This window comes from Burkholderia sp. WTPI3 (genome assembly GCF_021483755.1).
In the GTDB taxonomy this organism is placed as follows: domain Bacteria; phylum Pseudomonadota; class Gammaproteobacteria; order Burkholderiales; family Burkholderiaceae; genus Burkholderia.
In genome coordinates this window covers 78,666-94,267 of the sequence record NZ_JAGIXF010000024.1, presented here as the reverse complement: position 1 = coordinate 94,267, position 15,602 = coordinate 78,666, and the positions used below count along the sequence as shown (strand labels likewise).

Here is a 15,602-nt window from a genome sequence, read left to right as displayed (position 1 = left end):
CGGCCACGAGCTGCCGGCGCGGGATCACGGCCAGCGGCGAGAGGATCGTCTGGAGCGAACTGGCGTGCAGGTCGAGCCAGTCGGTGATCCGCTGCGCGCCCTTGGGACCCAGCCGCGGCACGGTCGTGTACCAGCGGTGGCGGCGACGTTGGATCAGCGTCAGCAGGTCGGCGAGGGTGGCGACGCCCGCGGCCTGCAGGCGCGCAGCGATGGCCGGCTCGAACCAGCCGTCGACCGGATGGTCCGGTGCAGGTTCTTCGGCCAGTGCCCGCTCCATACGCTCGAGCGCCGCAGCCTGACGGGCGCGCAGGCGGGCGTTCCGGGCAATTTTCCGGTCTACGCGAGGCGAGGCCTGCGGCGGAAAATCCGCCCTGTAGAGCTCGATGAGCTCGGCCTCGCCGTAGACCCCGTCCGGGTCCACCTGCGCGCGGTAAGCCTCCAGTGTCGGCGTGTCGTCGCGGCCGTGCAGCTCGGCCAGCGGGATGCTGCCGGGTTTCAGGCGCAGCAGGTGTGCGGCCTCGATGTCGTGCGCGCGACGGGCCGCCACGGCCAGCGCGTCCCGCATGGTGGCGATGAGGCGTCGGGTCAGGCGCACGTCGGTGCCCGCTTCGCCGTAGGCCGAGTGCAGCCCCTCGATCGTGGCGCCTTCGAGCCAGCCGCGATACAGCGCGAAGTGCTGCCGGGTCAGCCGGCGCGTGGATGCTTTCATGGCCGCTCTACCTTTCAGGCTTTCGCCGGAGGACGAATTTCGCCCTTCACAAGCAGATACGCCGAGCGTTCGTCGAGGTCGTTCGGGCGCAGTTTCATGCGGGCATTGGAGATCCAGCGGGGCAAGCGCGAGAACACGATCTGCTCGAGAAAATGCCGGGCGAGTGCTGCGTGCTCGACGCAGAGTGTCCAGTCGCTGCATAGCCGCTGGTGTTGCAGTTCAAGACCTTTGGGTTCGCTCGGTACGGTTTTCAGGGACTCCATCGCGTCCTCAAACTGCCGATGGACCATCTGGCACTGAAACAGGTGGCTGAACAGGCGGGCGTCGACATCGGACAGTTGCCCGATCGCGGGTGTGTGTAGGGCGAAGAGCTTGGGTCTCCGCTCGGCCAGAAGCCTCAGCGTATCGACAACACGCGCGGCCTCAAAGAACGCACGCGCCTGGGCCTGCATGTTGGGGTCGTCCTGTGGCGGGCCAAGTCGACGCAGAAGACTCTGACCCGCTGCATCGAGCTGCTGCAGGTCGGGCAGCACCATGCCGGCGGCGACACGCTGGTCCCGGCGGCGCTGCGCTCGGGCGACGATCAGGGCACCGGCCACACCCATGAAGCCGCCAACGGCGGCCCCCATCAGCGTCTGCCAGTGATCAAGCCAGTCGGTCCAACCACCGGTGGCCGCCGCAGGCACCGGCGCGCACATCTGCGCGACGCTGGCCGTCAGGTCGTAGAGCATCGCCGTCCGATGAAGTAAAACTTCTACTGGCCCGACGGAGCCGATCCATGCGGAACGTGGTCGGCCGGCCTCAGATGAACAAGATTCGCTTCTCCAATTTCGGAAAGAAGAGTCGAAAATCTCGATATGGAGAAGGCAATGTTGGAAATCTCAGGCGGTCGACGGCATGGATATCGCAATCTCGTGGAACATCGTAAAATGAGGCGTGCTTCGCCTAACGGATTGTTTCGAAAAGGCATTTCGCGTTTCATGTGTTGATGTTTCACGGACTTCTTGAAAGAGGCGCGTTTTTTGGTACCGAAAAACTCACTGAAAAAGCCGCTCTTCCTGTTCAACACCAGTTGGGATTTGATTTGTATCGTTTGGTACGTGTTTCGTAGTATTTTCTTGATCCGTCAACGCGCCTTTTAGCCCTAGCGGTTTCCCTATCCGTCACTCCCACCTTTCGTGTAGTAAAACGTGTGCATAACTTGCATGGAGCGCGCGATGCGTTCACCACGTTTCCGAAAGGCGGCTACCGACGTGCGTCCGTACGGCGCACATCGGTTCGACGTGTTCGGTCCCAAGGTCGGCAGGAGGCTGACGTTGTTTGGCCGAAGCGCGCTTCAGCTCTGGCTGCGGCTGGAATCCGCCCCACAAGTGGTTACCTATTGCGAGCGACCGCTGCTCGTCCCGGAGGCGAGAGGGAGTCGGGCTGCGGACTTCTGGGTTTGTACGGACTACGGCGAGCAGCTGCATCTGGTTTTGCGATCATCCGAAGCGACGATCGCTGCAAAGGGGCTTCGCGTGTATCCGGCACTCGACGCGTGGTGTCGGGCGAACGCAATGACGGTGCACACCATCCTCCCGAATCAACTCGACGATCCCGAGCTGCTGTGCCAGAACAGGCTCACGATGTTGCATTACCTCGCGGCGAACACCGCAGCAGTCGGAGATGAATTTTCCCGTGCCATCTCGACCGCGTGCGATGGCGGCTTGACGCTGGCCGAACTGGAACAACGGTTTGACGCCCTTCATCCTGAACTCGTGCGTGCCGTCGCGTTTTCATTGGTCCTGAAAGGCATGCTGGACTGCCCAACTATCGCCTCACAGCCTCTCGGACCCAATAGCCGCTTGGTGACGCCATGAGATCGATTGCCTTCGGGACGCTACGCTTCGATCGCCGCTCCATTCCTGCTGAGCTGGTTGACCTCAGCCAGTGGCCCAGTGCCGATGACAGCGCCCTAGATGAGCAGGCACGGGGGCTCTTCACGCGGCGGGTGCGGGCGATGACGCTGTTTGTCGACGGAAGCACGCCACTGCAGGCGATCGGCCGAGAAACGGGAGTGCGGATCAACGATCTATACCGGCTCTTCGAACGGTGCATCGCACCTCACGAAGATGGCCGTATTCATGGTTGCCGGGCGCTGCTGCCCTGGCTGCATACCCGTCCGTATGAACGTCGGGCCCCCGTGACGACAGCCGGTACCGACGGCACGAGTGGCGCTTTCGGTCAGCTGCTGCTTCGATACCCGCAAATCGCGCGCTGGATCGAGCGTAAGGTTGCTGCCCGAAGCCGGGGTGAGACCAAGCTTGAAGAAGTCCACCGCCAGATATGGCGGCTACAAGCAGGTTTTCTTGCCGAATGCCGGAAGGCTGGTATTCAGGCGCACGAATATCCGTTCAACCGGAAACATCTTGGCGAACGCTCTCTGGCAAATCATGTCAACAAACTTGCAGGGAGGCAGTTTGCATCGGCTGCCCGCGCAGCGGGCGCGGAGCAGATCGGCCACGAGTGGCAAGCCGACGCAGAAAATATACGAAGGACTGCGACATATCCTTATGAGGTGGTCGAATTCGACGGACACAAGCTCGACGTGCGGCTAACGCTGCGCATCGATGACCCGTTCGGCTTCGAGACTTTGCTGGTTATGCACCGGATCTGGATACTGGTGCTGCTCGATGTAGCGAGCCGCGCGGTCATCGGCTACGCACTGGCCCCAGGGCGGGAATACAACCGGGACGATGTTGCACAGGCGTTGCAGGCGGCATTGATGCCGCACGTTGCCCGCGAACCGAAGATTCCCGCACTGCGCGTCAAGCAGGGCGGAGGGTTCCCTTCGGAAATCATTCCTCAGACAGCATGGGCATGCTGGAACACGCTGCGCTTCGATGCGGCAAAGTCGCATTTCGCGAAGGCGACGCTCGAGCGCCTTACGACAGTGGTCGGCTGTGCGACGAACAACGGGCCGCTTGGCCATAAAAATGAGCGCGCGTTCATCGAACGCTTCTTCGACCAGTTGGCGTCGCACTTCGCTCACCGTCTACCGGCAACAACCGGCCGAGATCCGCGCGCGGTCGAGCGAGCGCTGGGCGACGTCGGCGGAAACACGTCGTTGATGATGACGCTCGACGAGCTTGAGGACGTGATTGACGTCGTGCTTGCCAACTACAACGGCGAGCCACACACGGGACTTGGCGGCCGATCGCCGCTCGAGGCGATGCAGTTTCAGCTTGCCAGACGCGAGGGCTTGTTGCGCACGGTCCCCGAAGCTCGGCGCGGCACGCTCTGCCTGTTGCAGGAGGCGCGGATTGTGACCATTCGCGGCAACGTCAGTCGGGGCGTGCGGCCGCATGTGAACTTTGAATACGTGCGCTACGACAACCGCCTGTTGTCCAGCATGACAGGGCTGATCGGCCAGCAGCTGCGCGTCTATTTCAACGTGAAGGACGTGCGCCAAATGCACGCCTTCTTCATTAACGGCGCCGAGCTGGGCGTGCTCACGGCGGCCCGGCCATGGTGCTTCACACCGCATTCGCTGCGTGTTCGTCAGGAGATATTTTCGCTCATTCGCCAGCGCAAGCTCGCGTGGCGGGAGGGCGACGATCCGGTTAGTACCTGGTTCGCGTGGAAAAAGGATCAGGCAAGGCAGCATGCGCGCGAAGCAAATGACCTCGCACGGATGCTGACCGACCGCGCGAAGGCGCACGCGCCACAACAGGGGGCGCTCGCTGTAGAGAATGTGTCGCCGGCCGCATCTACCGGGGTTAGGTTACCGGCACTGGTTCGTCCGAAGGACGAGCCGGCACCATGGCTGACGCGGATCTTCACGTACTGAAGCCATGTTCGATACCCCCAAACGCCCCGTCGACCCGTCGGAGCATCCGTTGCTTAACCAGTCATACATCGTGCCGACGCCGGCGATCGCGGCCATGTATGCGCGAGTCCGGCATTGCCTTCGTCGGGGCGTGACGGGTTCGGTGATCTACGGGCACACCCGCTGGGGCAAAACCTATGCGGTCCGATATTGCGCGCGGCTGCTGCGGCACGAGCTGCCGCGTGTCGTTGTGCTCACTCTCGGCATGCCACAGAATCCCACGCGCTCGGAGTCCCTGTTCTTCGGGATGTTGCTCGATGTCGCCCAGCATGCCCGCCCGGACAGCGGTACCGCCCTGCAACGGCGCTTGCGGCTTTACCACAAGCTCGCCGAACTTGTGGCGCGCGTTTCGGGTAACACGCTGGTTATCTTCGTCGACGAGGCACAACGACTTGAGATTGAGCACTACGAGTGGCTGCGTGACGTGCAGGACGAGCTTGGTCGCCGCGGTATCCGCATGTTTGCGTTCCTCGTCGGCCAGCCTGGCATTCTGAACCGCAGGAGCGCATTTCGGCAGAACGTCGATACCTCGCAGATCGTCGCCCGCTTCATGATCGACGAGATGCGGTTTGCGGGCATGCAGCAGGCGGCTGACCTGAAAATGTCTCTCGCCGCGTACGATAGCTCAATCTTTCCGGAAGGCAGCGACTGGACCTATACGCGGTTTTTTCTGCAGCGTGCGTACGACACGGGCTTTCAGCTCGGCGCGCAACAGAAGGTGCTGTGGGATGCATTCGAAGCGGCGCATCGAATCGCAAGGTTCGATTTTCCGATGGAAATCCCCATGGAGTATCTGGCTCGCTCGGTTGAGATCGCGCTGACTCGCAATATGGAACACGACTCGGCATGGTTTGAACTGAGCCGCGCCTGCTGGGACGAGGCCGTCGAAGAATCAAATTTTGTTGCCGCGCTTGAGGCGTTGCGGATCATCTTCGTCGATGAGGCGGGGTCATGACACGGTACTACGATATCCTGCAGGCAGACAATGCGCCTGCGGTCCGTGATCCGTGGTGCTGGCGGGACGACTGGCATGCTCCAGGAGAATCCGCATTCTCGCTGCTGGCGAAGTTTCAGCGGCTCAACGCGCTGTCCTGCTCAGCGCTCACGGAGTCCGTTGCAAGCAGGCAGGGTCGGCGCACGCTGCCGCATTGTCTTGATCTTCGCGACGCGCGAGGCTTCGATTTGCCGCGCATGAGCGGCATGCTGCGCCTGCCGCTGGCGGAGATTGCCGCAGCGTTCGTCATGCCATCCGGCGCGATTCGGAGGATTTCGTCGCCGACGCTGCGCTGGTGTGTGCAGTGTGCGCAGCAAGGTGTTCATCTGGCTGTATTTCAGTACCACCGCGTTGATCAGTGTCCCGTGCATCGAATACCGCTGGTCGAGCGCTGTGAGCGGTGCGACGAACCCATTCCTTATCGGTTACGGCCCGACTTGTTCAAGGCTCCGTTTGACTGCCCATCGTGTCGGCATGCATGGTGGGTGCCATCCCGGGGGCTGGATGATATTCGTGTAGGGCATCCCTATCAACGACGATTGGGAAAGCGTGCGAGGCATGTCCGGCTGACTATTCAGGAGCCTTCAGGAGCGGAAGAAATCTGGTGCGCCGCGGGTGGGCTACCCTCAACGCCGGACGAACTGCTTCCGGTTTCAGAGTATCAGTTGCCACTGCAGGGGGCGTCATGGATCAGGTTTGGCACGGGCGGGCAGGCTGAGCCTGACGATCCATGGCTGCGGGCGGTGATGCAGGACAAGTTCTCCGGCGATCACGACGCATCGGCGCACGCGTGCTACAAGGCGGTGCGGCGACGGATCATGCGCATGTATGGCCGGAGCCACCTAGCCTGCATTAAGAGTGCCGCACTTTACCTCGCATGGCCGCTTTGCGGGGGTACGACGACATCGTGTTGTCCGGTCGCCTTGGCCTTCCTGCGATGGCGTTGCAAATGGGAAGGCGTAGGGATACCCCGCTCCCTTTTACAACAGCCCGTGCATGGGCCGCTCGGCCTGACAGTCTGGTTGTCGCTTCACGCGCCGGTCGCGCCACGAGCATGGAGCAGGGAAGCAGCTCACTGGCTGACGTTGCACGCCTTGACACTCGCCTGCTTGGACAGCTTCCGTACGTATCTGGATGAGGCACAGGGCGCGGGTGCACGGGGCGTGCTTTGGTTGCCATTTCCGGTGCACGACTTTCTGCAACGCGCGATGGTGATGCGAGGCGGCGCATTTCTGCAGGACGTGCCGCAGCAGCTCTGCGTTATGCCGCTTGACCGGAGAGACAGCAAACACTCGCCAGGGCCTCAGCGTGGCACGGCCAAACATCATCGTGAACACCTCAACCTCCTGACCCACAATCATAATCCGATGCGCGACGCGTTTCTTGTTCCGCGGTCGTGAGCACAATGACTGCGCGACGAGCAACTACTTTAACCATGGGTTGTTGACCGGAATAGGATTTCGTTGATGTCGGACTCGGATCCATGCTCACTGAGCTCAAGATGCGGTGAAGCAGCCAAGCTGCTTGAGCGGTGTTTCAAAGCGTTAAACTAGTCGTGAGCGGCGCGTTAAGCTCCCGCGGCGAGAAAACTACTGCAATACATAGCGATCGGGGAGGGGCGACTTGATTTCAATTTTGCATACGGCCGACTGGCAGATCGGCCGAGTGTTCGCGCAGTTTGAGCCTGACGACGCGGCTGCGCTGTTCGAGGCCCGCTTTGCTGTGGTAGAGCGATTGGCTGGTATCGCGACCGATCGCGGTGTCGATGCGATCTTGGTCGCAGGCGACGTGTTTGACGCCCAAACGGTGGCTGACAAGACGATCCGTCGGCTCTTCAACGCGATGCAAGGCTTCACTGGGACTTGGGTCCTCATGCCGGGCAACCACGACGCTGCGCTAGCTGAGTCGGTGTGGAGCCGGGCGCGGCGCCTTGGAGTGATCCCGGACAACGTTATCGTATGCCTGGAACCGAAGCCCATTGTGGTGGCCGGCAAGTTCACCTTGTTGCCGGCACCTCTGACCCAGCGCCACACCTATATCGACCTAACCGAGTGGTTCGCGGCGTATGTTTCAACCGACGATTTGCCGCGGATCGGTCTGGCTCACGGTAGCGTGCAAGGAATCCTTCCCGAGGACGTGGACTCGGCAAATCCGATCGCTGCAGGCCGGGCACAAGGCGCGGGGCTGACCTACCTGGCGCTGGGGGACTGGCATGGCACCAAGCGGGTTGATGGCAAGACCTGGTACGCCGGCACGCCTGAGTCGGATCGATTTAAGGCCAATGACTCGGGCCAAGCGCTGCTCGTCTCCATCGAGGCTACGGCGCTCGAGCCAGTTATCACTACGGTCCCCACGGGCAAGTTCAACTGGCGTCAGATCGAGAAGCAGATGGCCGTCGATTCGGACGTTGACGAGGTTGTGCGGATACTCGATGCGGTAGGCGGCGGCGATGTTCTTCACGTGCGCGTGTTCGGGACCTGCAACTTGGCGGGACACCGCAAGCTGTCGGCCTCGCTTGGTACGGCCCGGGCCAAGGCCCGGGCTGTCCTCTGGGATGCAGCGATGTTGAGGCTGGAGCCCACCGAGGAGGACATCCAAGCGCTGCAGGCCGATGGCTTCGTGGGCGAAGCGCTGCAGGAGTTGCGCGAGCAGCAAACCGGCATCGAGCCCGAGTTGGCGCGGGACGCGCTCCTGGCGTTGGCTCGAATCCTGGATGACCATGGCTCCGGGCTGGGAGCTGGTGCATGAAACTCAAGCGATTGCGAATCGAGAATTTCAAACGCTTTCGGGCGCCCCTGGAGCTGGGCAATTTCGCCGACGGACTGAACCTGTTTGTCGCCCCGAACGAGGCGGGTAAGTCCACAGTGGCTGAAGCCATTCGAGCGGCTTTCTTCGAGCGGTACAAGTCCAACTCGGTCAGTGGTTTGCGCCCGTGGAGTGATAGCTCCGCGACACCCTCGGTGGAGATCGAGTTCGAGCTCGGCGGCAAGCCCGCGCGGCTCAGCAAGTCGTTCCTGGGCAAGAAGCGATGCCAGCTGAGCATCGACGGCAAGGTCCTAGACGGGACCGAGGCCGAGGATCACCTGGGGGAAATACTGGGTTTCAGTTTCGCTGGCAGGGGTGGCAGCTCGCCTGAGCACATGGGCATTCCTGGTCTGCTCTGGATCAGGCAGGGCACCTCGCACGAGATTGACAAGGCCGTCGGCTTTGCGAGCGATCACTTGCGCAACGCACTGGGGGATTCTCTGGGCGAGTTGGCCTCCACCAGTGGCGACGATGTAATCAAGGCCGTGGAGTCCGAGCGCAACCAGCTCCTGACTCCATCCACCGAGGCACCCCGCGGCGCGTTCGCAGAGGCGCTCAAGCGCCGTTCAGCGCTGGAGGAGACGCTCGAGGTCTTGCGCGCGGAAATTGACGCGTACCGGATCGACGTCGACCGCCTGGCAACCTTGCGCCGCGATCATGGGCGAGATGACGAAGCGAGGCCTTGGATGGCCGTGCGCGAGCAGCTCGCACAGGCTCAGGCCAAGCTGAACGACGCCACAGGGCTGGCCGACAGACGGGCCGCGCAGGAGGTGCTGCTCAAACAGGCCATGGCGCAGGTCGTCGCCGTACGCCAGCAGCTCCAGCTCATGGAGCGCGACGAGGAAGCGCTAACCCTGCGCGAAGTGAACCTGGAAGCGGCTCAGAGCAAGCTAATCAAGGCACAGGGACTGCTTCAGGCCTGGGAGCCCCGCCATGCGGAGGCCGCGCTCGCGAGCACGAAGGCGCGCGAGCGGCTGGTGGCGGCACGCCAAGTTGCCGCATGGCAGGCCCAGGAAAAGTCTGTCATCGATCTCACGACTCAGGCGCAGGCTTTGCAGCGGAGCTTGCACGAGGCGCAGCTCAAGCAGGAAGAGCTGACTCGGTTGAAGGCCGAAGCGTTGTCGCTCGCCTTGCCCGGCGTCGAGCTCAAGCGGCTGCGCGAGGGCACCGACCGCCTTCGCACCGCGCAGGCGAAGCTGGACGCGGTGTCCACCGCGCTAGACTTCGAGCTCGAGCCTGGCGCGAAGGTGCGGGTGGCTGGTGCTGAAGTAATGGGCACCAAGCGCCTGACCGTGGTGGTGCGCACGGGCATCGACATCGAGGGGGTGGGCCGCATCACGGTGCTGCCGGGCGGCGAAGATCTGCAGAGTCTGATTGGGGACCGCGATCGTCAGCGCGATGAGTTGACCGTGCTCCTGCAGAGTCTGGGCGTTGCTAACCTGGCTGAAGCGGAGTCGCGTGAGCGGCTGCACGCGCAGCGAGTGGCCGAGGGCAAGGCGGCCACATCCGTGCTCGCGGCGCATGCCCCGAACGGGCTTGCAGTGTTGGAAGCGGACGTGGCTGCGCTATCGACCAAGCTAATCGCAGCCAAGCAGACGCTGGAGACCTTGGCGCTGGCGGTGGGGGCTGAGACCGCCAGCGTTCTCGTATCGCAAGCGGAATCGGACGAATCTTCGGCAAGGACGGTCCTGGACGATGCGTCGGCCCAGCTGAACGAGGCCAAGCTCGCCGTCAGCGAAGCGAATGCCCTGGTCAGTGCCGCGCGAGATGAGCTGGCCGCGGCCAAGGCCACGCTCAGCGACCCGCTGCGCGCGGACAAGAAGGCGGCCGCCAGCCACGCACTGACCGATGCGCTCGCGCGCGAGACCACGGCCCAAGTTGACGTGGACGCGCTCGCAGAGCAGCTGCGCTCGCTCAATATGTCGGTCCTGCAGCAGGATGTCGAGCGGTTCGAACGAAGCGCCAAGCAGTTGGAGGCCGCGTATGCTCAGCGCGCGGGCGAGATCATCCGGCTTGAGGCCGACCTGGAGGCCAAAGGCGCTTTGGGGCTGGAAGAAGTGGCCGCCGACAAGCAGCGCGAGCTCGACCAGGTGGGGCGACGGTGCACCGAGCTGGAGCGCCGGGCCAATGCGCTGAGCCACCTGTTGAAGCTGCTCACCGAGAAGCGCTCCGCGCTGGCGCGGCGCCTGCGTGCGCCGCTTCAACGGCACCTGAGCCACTACCTCCAGATCCTGTTTCCGGGCTCGAGCATTGAGGTGGGCGAAGACCTTTCGCCGGGGCGCATCACCCGCGTCGGCACCAATGGCGCTGAGACCGGCGAGTTCGAAGAACTCAGCGTCGGAGCTCGCGAGCAGATGGGCGTCGTCGCACGGCTTGCGTACGCGGACCTACTGCAGGAGGCCGGCAAGTCCACCTTGCTCATCCTCGACGATGCGCTGGTTCACACCGACAAGGATCGCTTAGACCAGATGAAGCGCGTGCTCTACGACGCCGCGAGCAGGCACCAGATACTCGTCTTCAGCTGCCATCCACAGGCGTGGCAGGACCTGGGCGTTGCCGCTCGCGAGTTGTCGCAGGAGGCCAATCCAGTCGCAGGCTCCGTTAGCGGAGCCGCCTCCCAGTAACGCAATTGCCGCTGAGACAAGTCCGAGGACCGACCGTGACCGACCGCAGTGCAACCGCGACGATCAAAGGCTACTTCTACCAGTTCGACCAAACGATCGTGCGATTGCTCGAGGCGACCAAGCACGGGAGCATCACGGTCGAGGGGGTGGAAGACATCGATTTGGACGATGGGGATAAGAGTGCCTTCGTGCAGTGCAAGTACTACGAAGGCACGGAGTACAATCATTCGGTAATCAAAGAGGCGGTAATCCACATGCTGCGGCATTTCCATGCCGCGGGCTGCCCTACCGACCAGGTGTTCAGGTACCGGCTGTACGGCCACTACCGCGGCGGTCAGCACAAGCTCACGCTCCCGCTGACGGACGAGTTCCTGAAAGAGCACTTCCTAACCTACATGAAGGACAAGCAGGTCCACAAGGTGCAGGAGGAACTGGCAATCACCGATGCCCAGCTTGCCGCCTTTCGCGCGTTGCTGGACATTGATGTGAACGCGCTGTCCTACGACAATCAGCAGGCCAACGTGCTCAAGCTCCTGGAGTCGGAGATCCCCGATTGCTCGACCGGCGACACGCTGAGCTTCTTCTACCCGGTAGCGATAAACGTCGTTCAGGGGCTGGCCATCGAGGCGGACGAGGCTAAGCGAAAGATCACCAAGGATCAGTTCTTGAGGGCCATCAACCGCAAGGAGGTGGTCTTCAGCGCTTGGCTGCGGGAGCACCTGGGACGCGAGTATTTCGCGCGAATGGTCCGCCGCAGGTACTTCTACTTCGGCAAGACAAAGTTGCCCAAGGCCGCCAGGTTCTTCGTGATCGACATGGCCGATGAGTACGAGGTGGCCAAGGCCACCCGTATGCTCGTTCGAATCGGCCAGTTCTTCTCGCACAAGGAGCTCCAGCGAACGCCTGCGACCGACCGGTTCTGCCCCTACGTGCTGCTGCGGGGCGTGATGACTGAGCAGTTGATCGAGCTCAAGGCCAGCCTATGGACGCAGGGCGTGGCGTTCAATGATGGCTATCCATTCCAAGGCGCCGAGTTCTCGCCCGCCATGCTGGCGGCGGCCCCCACCAAGGACAACCTTTGGACTATCAAGTTCGTCCCCGGTGAACAGCAGCTGGCGCCGACCATCGCTGCTTGCACCGGATCGGTCGTCGAGGTCTACGACTTCTACAAGGTCACGCCACTCGACAGTACCCTCGTGCCAAAGGCCACGGGGCTTCAATCGATCAAGAGTGACAGTGCCTATCTACTTCAGGAGATCATGCAGGCATGAGCGATTCTCAAGACATCAAGGCGGAAGTGATCGCGGTCTTCCCAGACAAGGTGAAGATCTCAGTTGGCAACATCTCGGCGTTCGCCAACGACAAGAGCCTCAAGGTGGGCTCGTACTTGCGCGTCACCGACAGCGAGGACTGCGCGCTTATCGCCATCATCGAGAACTTCTGCATTGAGGTGAACGACAAGGCGGAGCGCCGACACATCATCGAGGCGCTCCCACTGGGAATCATCGCCGACGGCAAGTTCATCCGCGGCGGCGACACGCTGACCATTCCGCCAACGGGCGTCTCGCCGGCGACGGACGACGACATCAAGAAGATCTTCGAGGATTCGGTCGACCCGGCTAAGAAGTTCGCTTTCAGCGCTCTGGTGTCCAACGACAAGATCACCGTGCCGGTGGACGGCGATCGGTTTTTCAACAAACACCTGGCCGTAGTAGGATCCACCGGTGCCGGTAAATCCCACACGATCGCCAAGATCATCCAGATGGCGGTGAGCGCGAAGAACGGCCAATACTCGCTGAACAACTCCCACGTCGTCATCTTCGACATCCACTCGGAGTACCGAACGGCTTTCCCTGATGCGAACTTCCTCGACGCTAGTACGTTGACCTTGCCCTATTGGCTGCTCAATAGCGAGGAACTTGAGGAGGTGCTGCTGGATACGGGCGAGCGCGACAACTACAACCAGTCGGCCGTGTTCCGCCAGTTGGTGACGGAGAATAAGAAGCGCCACAACACCAGCGCGAAGAACGTCTTCTACGACAGCCCGCTGAAGTTCAACATCCATGAGGTGCTGAACGCGCTGTACAACATCAAGAGCGAGACCGTGAACTCGAAGAACGAGGCGCGGTATATGGTGGTGGACGGCAGCTACACGCTACTGCCCGAAGGCAAGACCGACACCAGCCACGGCCTGCAGCTCTCGGCGAACGAGCGGCTCGATCTGTACTTTGCCAAGCGACTCGATTTCCATCCGACCAAAGGCCAGAGCATCACCCCGGGCAGCTACGCAGACAAGTCGCTGGACAAGTTCTTCGCGCGCTTCGAGGCCAAGGTGGAGCAGGACCGCCTGCAGTTTCTCTTCGGTCCGTCCGCCGACACGGCCACGCTCGTGGGGACCCTGAAGAGCCTGATCGGCTACGGAGACGAACAGTCAAACGTCACGATCGTCGACTTGAGCGGCGTCCCCTTCGAGGTCCTCAGCATCACCGTGTCACTGATCTCGCGAATTCTGTTCGAGTACGGGTACCACTACAAGGTGATGCGGACTGCGGCAAAGGAGAAGATCAACACCGACACGCCGCTCCTGCTCGTGTACGAGGAGGCCCACAAATACGTACCCAACAGCGACCTGGCGCGCTTTCGTGCGTCCAAGTTCTCGATCGAACGCATAGCCAAGGAGGGTCGCAAGTACGGTGTGACGCTGCTCCTGTCGAGTCAGCGCCCGTCGGAGATCTCCGAGACGATCTTCTCCCAGTGCAGCAACTTCCTCGCGATGCGGCTGACCAACCCTAGTGACCAGAGCTACGTCGCACGTCTGCTGCCTGACACGCTTGGAAATCTTTGCGACAAGCTACCGACCTTGGGCGCCGGAGAGGCACTGCTGATCGGTGAGTCCGTGGTGATGCCGTCGTTAGTCAAGGTCGAGCGTTGCGACCCGCCGCCCTCGTCGACCGACATTCCGTACTACCAGCTCTGGAAGGAAGAATGGAAGCAGCTCAACTTCGAGGCGATCAAGAAGGCTTGGCTCAAGGAGTGAGGGCGAGGCCCTTCCGGATTTCCATGTACCTAGCCTCCATTGCAGGCGGACATCCAGGTCTTTCAAAATTCGGCCTACTCGCTATGGGGCAACAATGTGTCATGGGGCAGACGGTGTGGCGAGTGACGGAGAAGATCAGCTTGACATTGGTCAACGAAGCCCGAGCGACTGCAATGGGTGATGGATTCAACCGGTCGATGCAACAGCTCGATGAAATTTCCCTGTCGATCAAGCATCGTTGCGCCTGAGTGGGGGTTACCAGCCCATACGATGCTTCTGTTCGGTTTTCTGATGCCGATCATCGTCGTCGGCATGCAGGTACAGGCTCGTCGTAGTGAGCGAGACGTGTCCGAGGTTGTCGCGGATCATGCGCAGGTCGACATCACAATCCGCCATGTGCGACCCCGCGCTGTGGCGCAGCCAGTGCGCCGAAGCGCGCTCGAGCTGGGCTGCCCGTGCAGCGTACTCTTCACCGCGCATACGCAGCTTTTCTGCCGCGCCCGCAAAAATGCCCTTGACGATCGTGTGCAGGGCCGCGCGCGTGAGCGGCATCGTGGACTGGCCGAGCGGCAGCACGAGCGGGGTGTCCTCGTGCCCTGCGGGCAATACGGGCAGACCGCATTCGCTCCGGTAGTGGCCAAGCTCGATCATCATTTCGGTCGAGGCGGGCACTAGGCGTGCCTTGTCCCCCTTGCCGGTAATTTCGAGCCACCAGCGCTCGTGCCCCCCGGCGTCGCGCCGGCAGAAGAAGTCCCCCATCGTGTTGCCGCTGACTTCCGAGATGCGCAAGCCACCCAGGTAGAGCAGAGTGAAGAGCCACCGCGCGCGCCAGTAGCGTGCGCGCTCGCGGTCTGTGTCGCGCGGCAGACTGTTGATGTAGAGCTTGACCTCCTGCCAGAGGTCAAGCTCGAGAAAACGCGTGACACGCGGCGCCGCTCGCCGTGCGCGCTGGCGTGAGAGTGACAGCGGGTTGCCGGCGAGGTAGCCCGCGCCGACAAGCCACGAGAAAAGGGCGTTGAGGATCACCATCGCTTGGCGCTGGCTAGATGCGGCGAGCGGCCCGTGGAAAGGGCGCCAACGTGGATCGTCGCGTGCAAATTTGCGTCCGGCGGCAACCCAGCGGTCGCGCGGCTGTGGGTCGGCTAGGAAGCGCTGGTAGCCAAGCAGATCCTCGTGCGTGAGCGACGACAGCGGCTTGCCAAGCTGGACGATCGACCACAGCAGCAGCCGTTCGGCTTCCTTGCGGTAGTTCTCAAAGGTGGTTTTCGTGTCGGCGACGCGCGCCAGCCACGCGCGAACGGCCGCCAGATCGTCATCGGCGGCGATCTGGCGGCGGCCAGTGGCGCGGTTGACGCCGGTGCGGCCGTCGAGGTCATCGGGTAGCTGGAGTACGTCGAGCGGGCGCGGTGCGGTCAGGGCAGTTTTCACGGAATCCGGGCGACCCTCAAGGTGTCATTCGATGGTTCTCGTACTTCCATCGGATATTCTCAACATTATACGGATAATGTCAAAAGTATGGGAAGGTAGCAAAGAAAGACAACGTTATACGTTGTATTATTTACCAA

The 15,602-nt window shown here is 62.0% G+C and carries 12 protein-coding genes; 9 read left to right on the top strand and 3 right to left on the bottom strand.

Going from position 1 to position 15,602, the window contains the following annotated elements; translation table 11 throughout:
- Positions 1–709 (bottom strand): phage integrase family protein (locus J7024_RS15890; protein ID WP_327796265.1); only part of this gene is annotated, 709 nt, incomplete at its 3' end.
- A 14-nt stretch (positions 710–723) separates the two neighbouring features.
- Positions 724–1,440, bottom strand: coding sequence for a hypothetical protein (locus J7024_RS15885; protein WP_234745287.1), 717 nt, complete (start codon positions 1,438–1,440; stop codon positions 724–726).
- A 474-nt stretch (positions 1,441–1,914) separates the two neighbouring features.
- Here J7024_RS15885 and J7024_RS15880 point away from each other — a divergent pair, with 474 nt between their 5' ends.
- The 9 genes from J7024_RS15880 to J7024_RS15840 all read left to right on the top strand — a co-directional run bounded on the left by J7024_RS15880 (position 1,915) and on the right by J7024_RS15840 (position 14,285).
- Positions 1,915–2,568 (top strand): hypothetical protein, encoded by a 654-nt coding sequence (locus J7024_RS15880; protein WP_081059396.1) that lies wholly within the window; start codon positions 1,915–1,917, stop codon positions 2,566–2,568.
- A complete protein-coding gene (locus J7024_RS15875) occupies positions 2,565–4,538 on the top strand; it encodes a hypothetical protein (RefSeq protein WP_059889246.1) in 1,974 nt (657 codons plus the stop codon). Before J7024_RS15880 ends, J7024_RS15875 begins: the two co-directional genes overlap by 4 nt.
- A 4-nt stretch (positions 4,539–4,542) precedes the next feature.
- A complete protein-coding gene (locus tag J7024_RS15870) occupies positions 4,543–5,532 on the top strand; it encodes an ATP-binding protein (RefSeq protein ID WP_059889248.1) in 990 nt (329 codons plus the stop codon).
- A complete protein-coding gene (locus J7024_RS15865) occupies positions 5,529–6,971 on the top strand; it encodes a hypothetical protein (RefSeq protein WP_081059397.1) in 1,443 nt (480 codons plus the stop codon). The genes J7024_RS15870 and J7024_RS15865 overlap by 4 nt, the downstream gene beginning before the upstream one ends.
- A 223-nt stretch (positions 6,972–7,194) precedes the next feature.
- On the top strand, positions 7,195–8,319 hold the full coding sequence (locus J7024_RS15860; RefSeq protein ID WP_059889250.1) for a metallophosphoesterase family protein: 1,125 nt from the start codon (positions 7,195–7,197) through the stop codon (positions 8,317–8,319).
- Positions 8,316–11,000: an AAA family ATPase gene (locus J7024_RS15855; protein ID WP_060090825.1), complete on the top strand. Its 2,685-nt coding sequence runs from the start codon at positions 8,316–8,318 to the stop codon at positions 10,998–11,000. Before J7024_RS15860 ends, J7024_RS15855 begins: the two co-directional genes overlap by 4 nt.
- 35 nt (positions 11,001–11,035) lie before the next feature.
- Positions 11,036–12,271 (top strand): DUF4297 family anti-phage-associated protein, encoded by a 1,236-nt coding sequence (locus tag J7024_RS15850; protein ID WP_059889254.1) that lies wholly within the window; start codon positions 11,036–11,038, stop codon positions 12,269–12,271.
- A complete protein-coding gene (herA, locus tag J7024_RS15845; protein ID WP_059889256.1) occupies positions 12,268–14,037 on the top strand; it encodes an anti-phage-associated helicase HerA in 1,770 nt (589 codons plus the stop codon). Before J7024_RS15850 ends, herA begins: the two co-directional genes overlap by 4 nt.
- A 23-nt stretch (positions 14,038–14,060) precedes the next feature.
- Positions 14,061–14,285, top strand: coding sequence for a hypothetical protein (locus J7024_RS15840; protein ID WP_106357587.1), 225 nt, complete (start codon positions 14,061–14,063; stop codon positions 14,283–14,285).
- A gap of 7 nt (positions 14,286–14,292) precedes the next feature.
- On the opposite strand, the gene J7024_RS15835 is transcribed toward J7024_RS15840, so the two are convergent.
- Positions 14,293–15,465, bottom strand: coding sequence for a tyrosine-type recombinase/integrase (locus tag J7024_RS15835; RefSeq protein WP_059889257.1), 1,173 nt, complete (start codon positions 15,463–15,465; stop codon positions 14,293–14,295).
- Positions 15,466–15,602: the final 137 nt, after the last annotated feature.

Coding starts and splice junctions, on each gene's coding strand:
- J7024_RS15885 (WP_234745287.1), bottom strand. CDS start 1,440: ATGCTCTACGACCTGACGGCCAGCGTCGCGCAGATGTGCGCGCCGGTG.
- J7024_RS15880 (WP_081059396.1), top strand. CDS start 1,915: ATGGAGCGCGCGATGCGTTCACCACGTTTCCGAAAGGCGGCTACCGAC.
- J7024_RS15875 (WP_059889246.1), top strand. CDS start 2,565: ATGAGATCGATTGCCTTCGGGACGCTACGCTTCGATCGCCGCTCCATT.
- J7024_RS15870 (WP_059889248.1), top strand. CDS start 4,543: ATGTTCGATACCCCCAAACGCCCCGTCGACCCGTCGGAGCATCCGTTG.
- J7024_RS15865 (WP_081059397.1), top strand. CDS start 5,529: ATGACACGGTACTACGATATCCTGCAGGCAGACAATGCGCCTGCGGTC.
- J7024_RS15855 (WP_060090825.1), top strand. CDS start 8,316: ATGAAACTCAAGCGATTGCGAATCGAGAATTTCAAACGCTTTCGGGCG.
- herA (WP_059889256.1), top strand. CDS start 12,268: ATGAGCGATTCTCAAGACATCAAGGCGGAAGTGATCGCGGTCTTCCCA.
- J7024_RS15840 (WP_106357587.1), top strand. CDS start 14,061: ATGTACCTAGCCTCCATTGCAGGCGGACATCCAGGTCTTTCAAAATTC.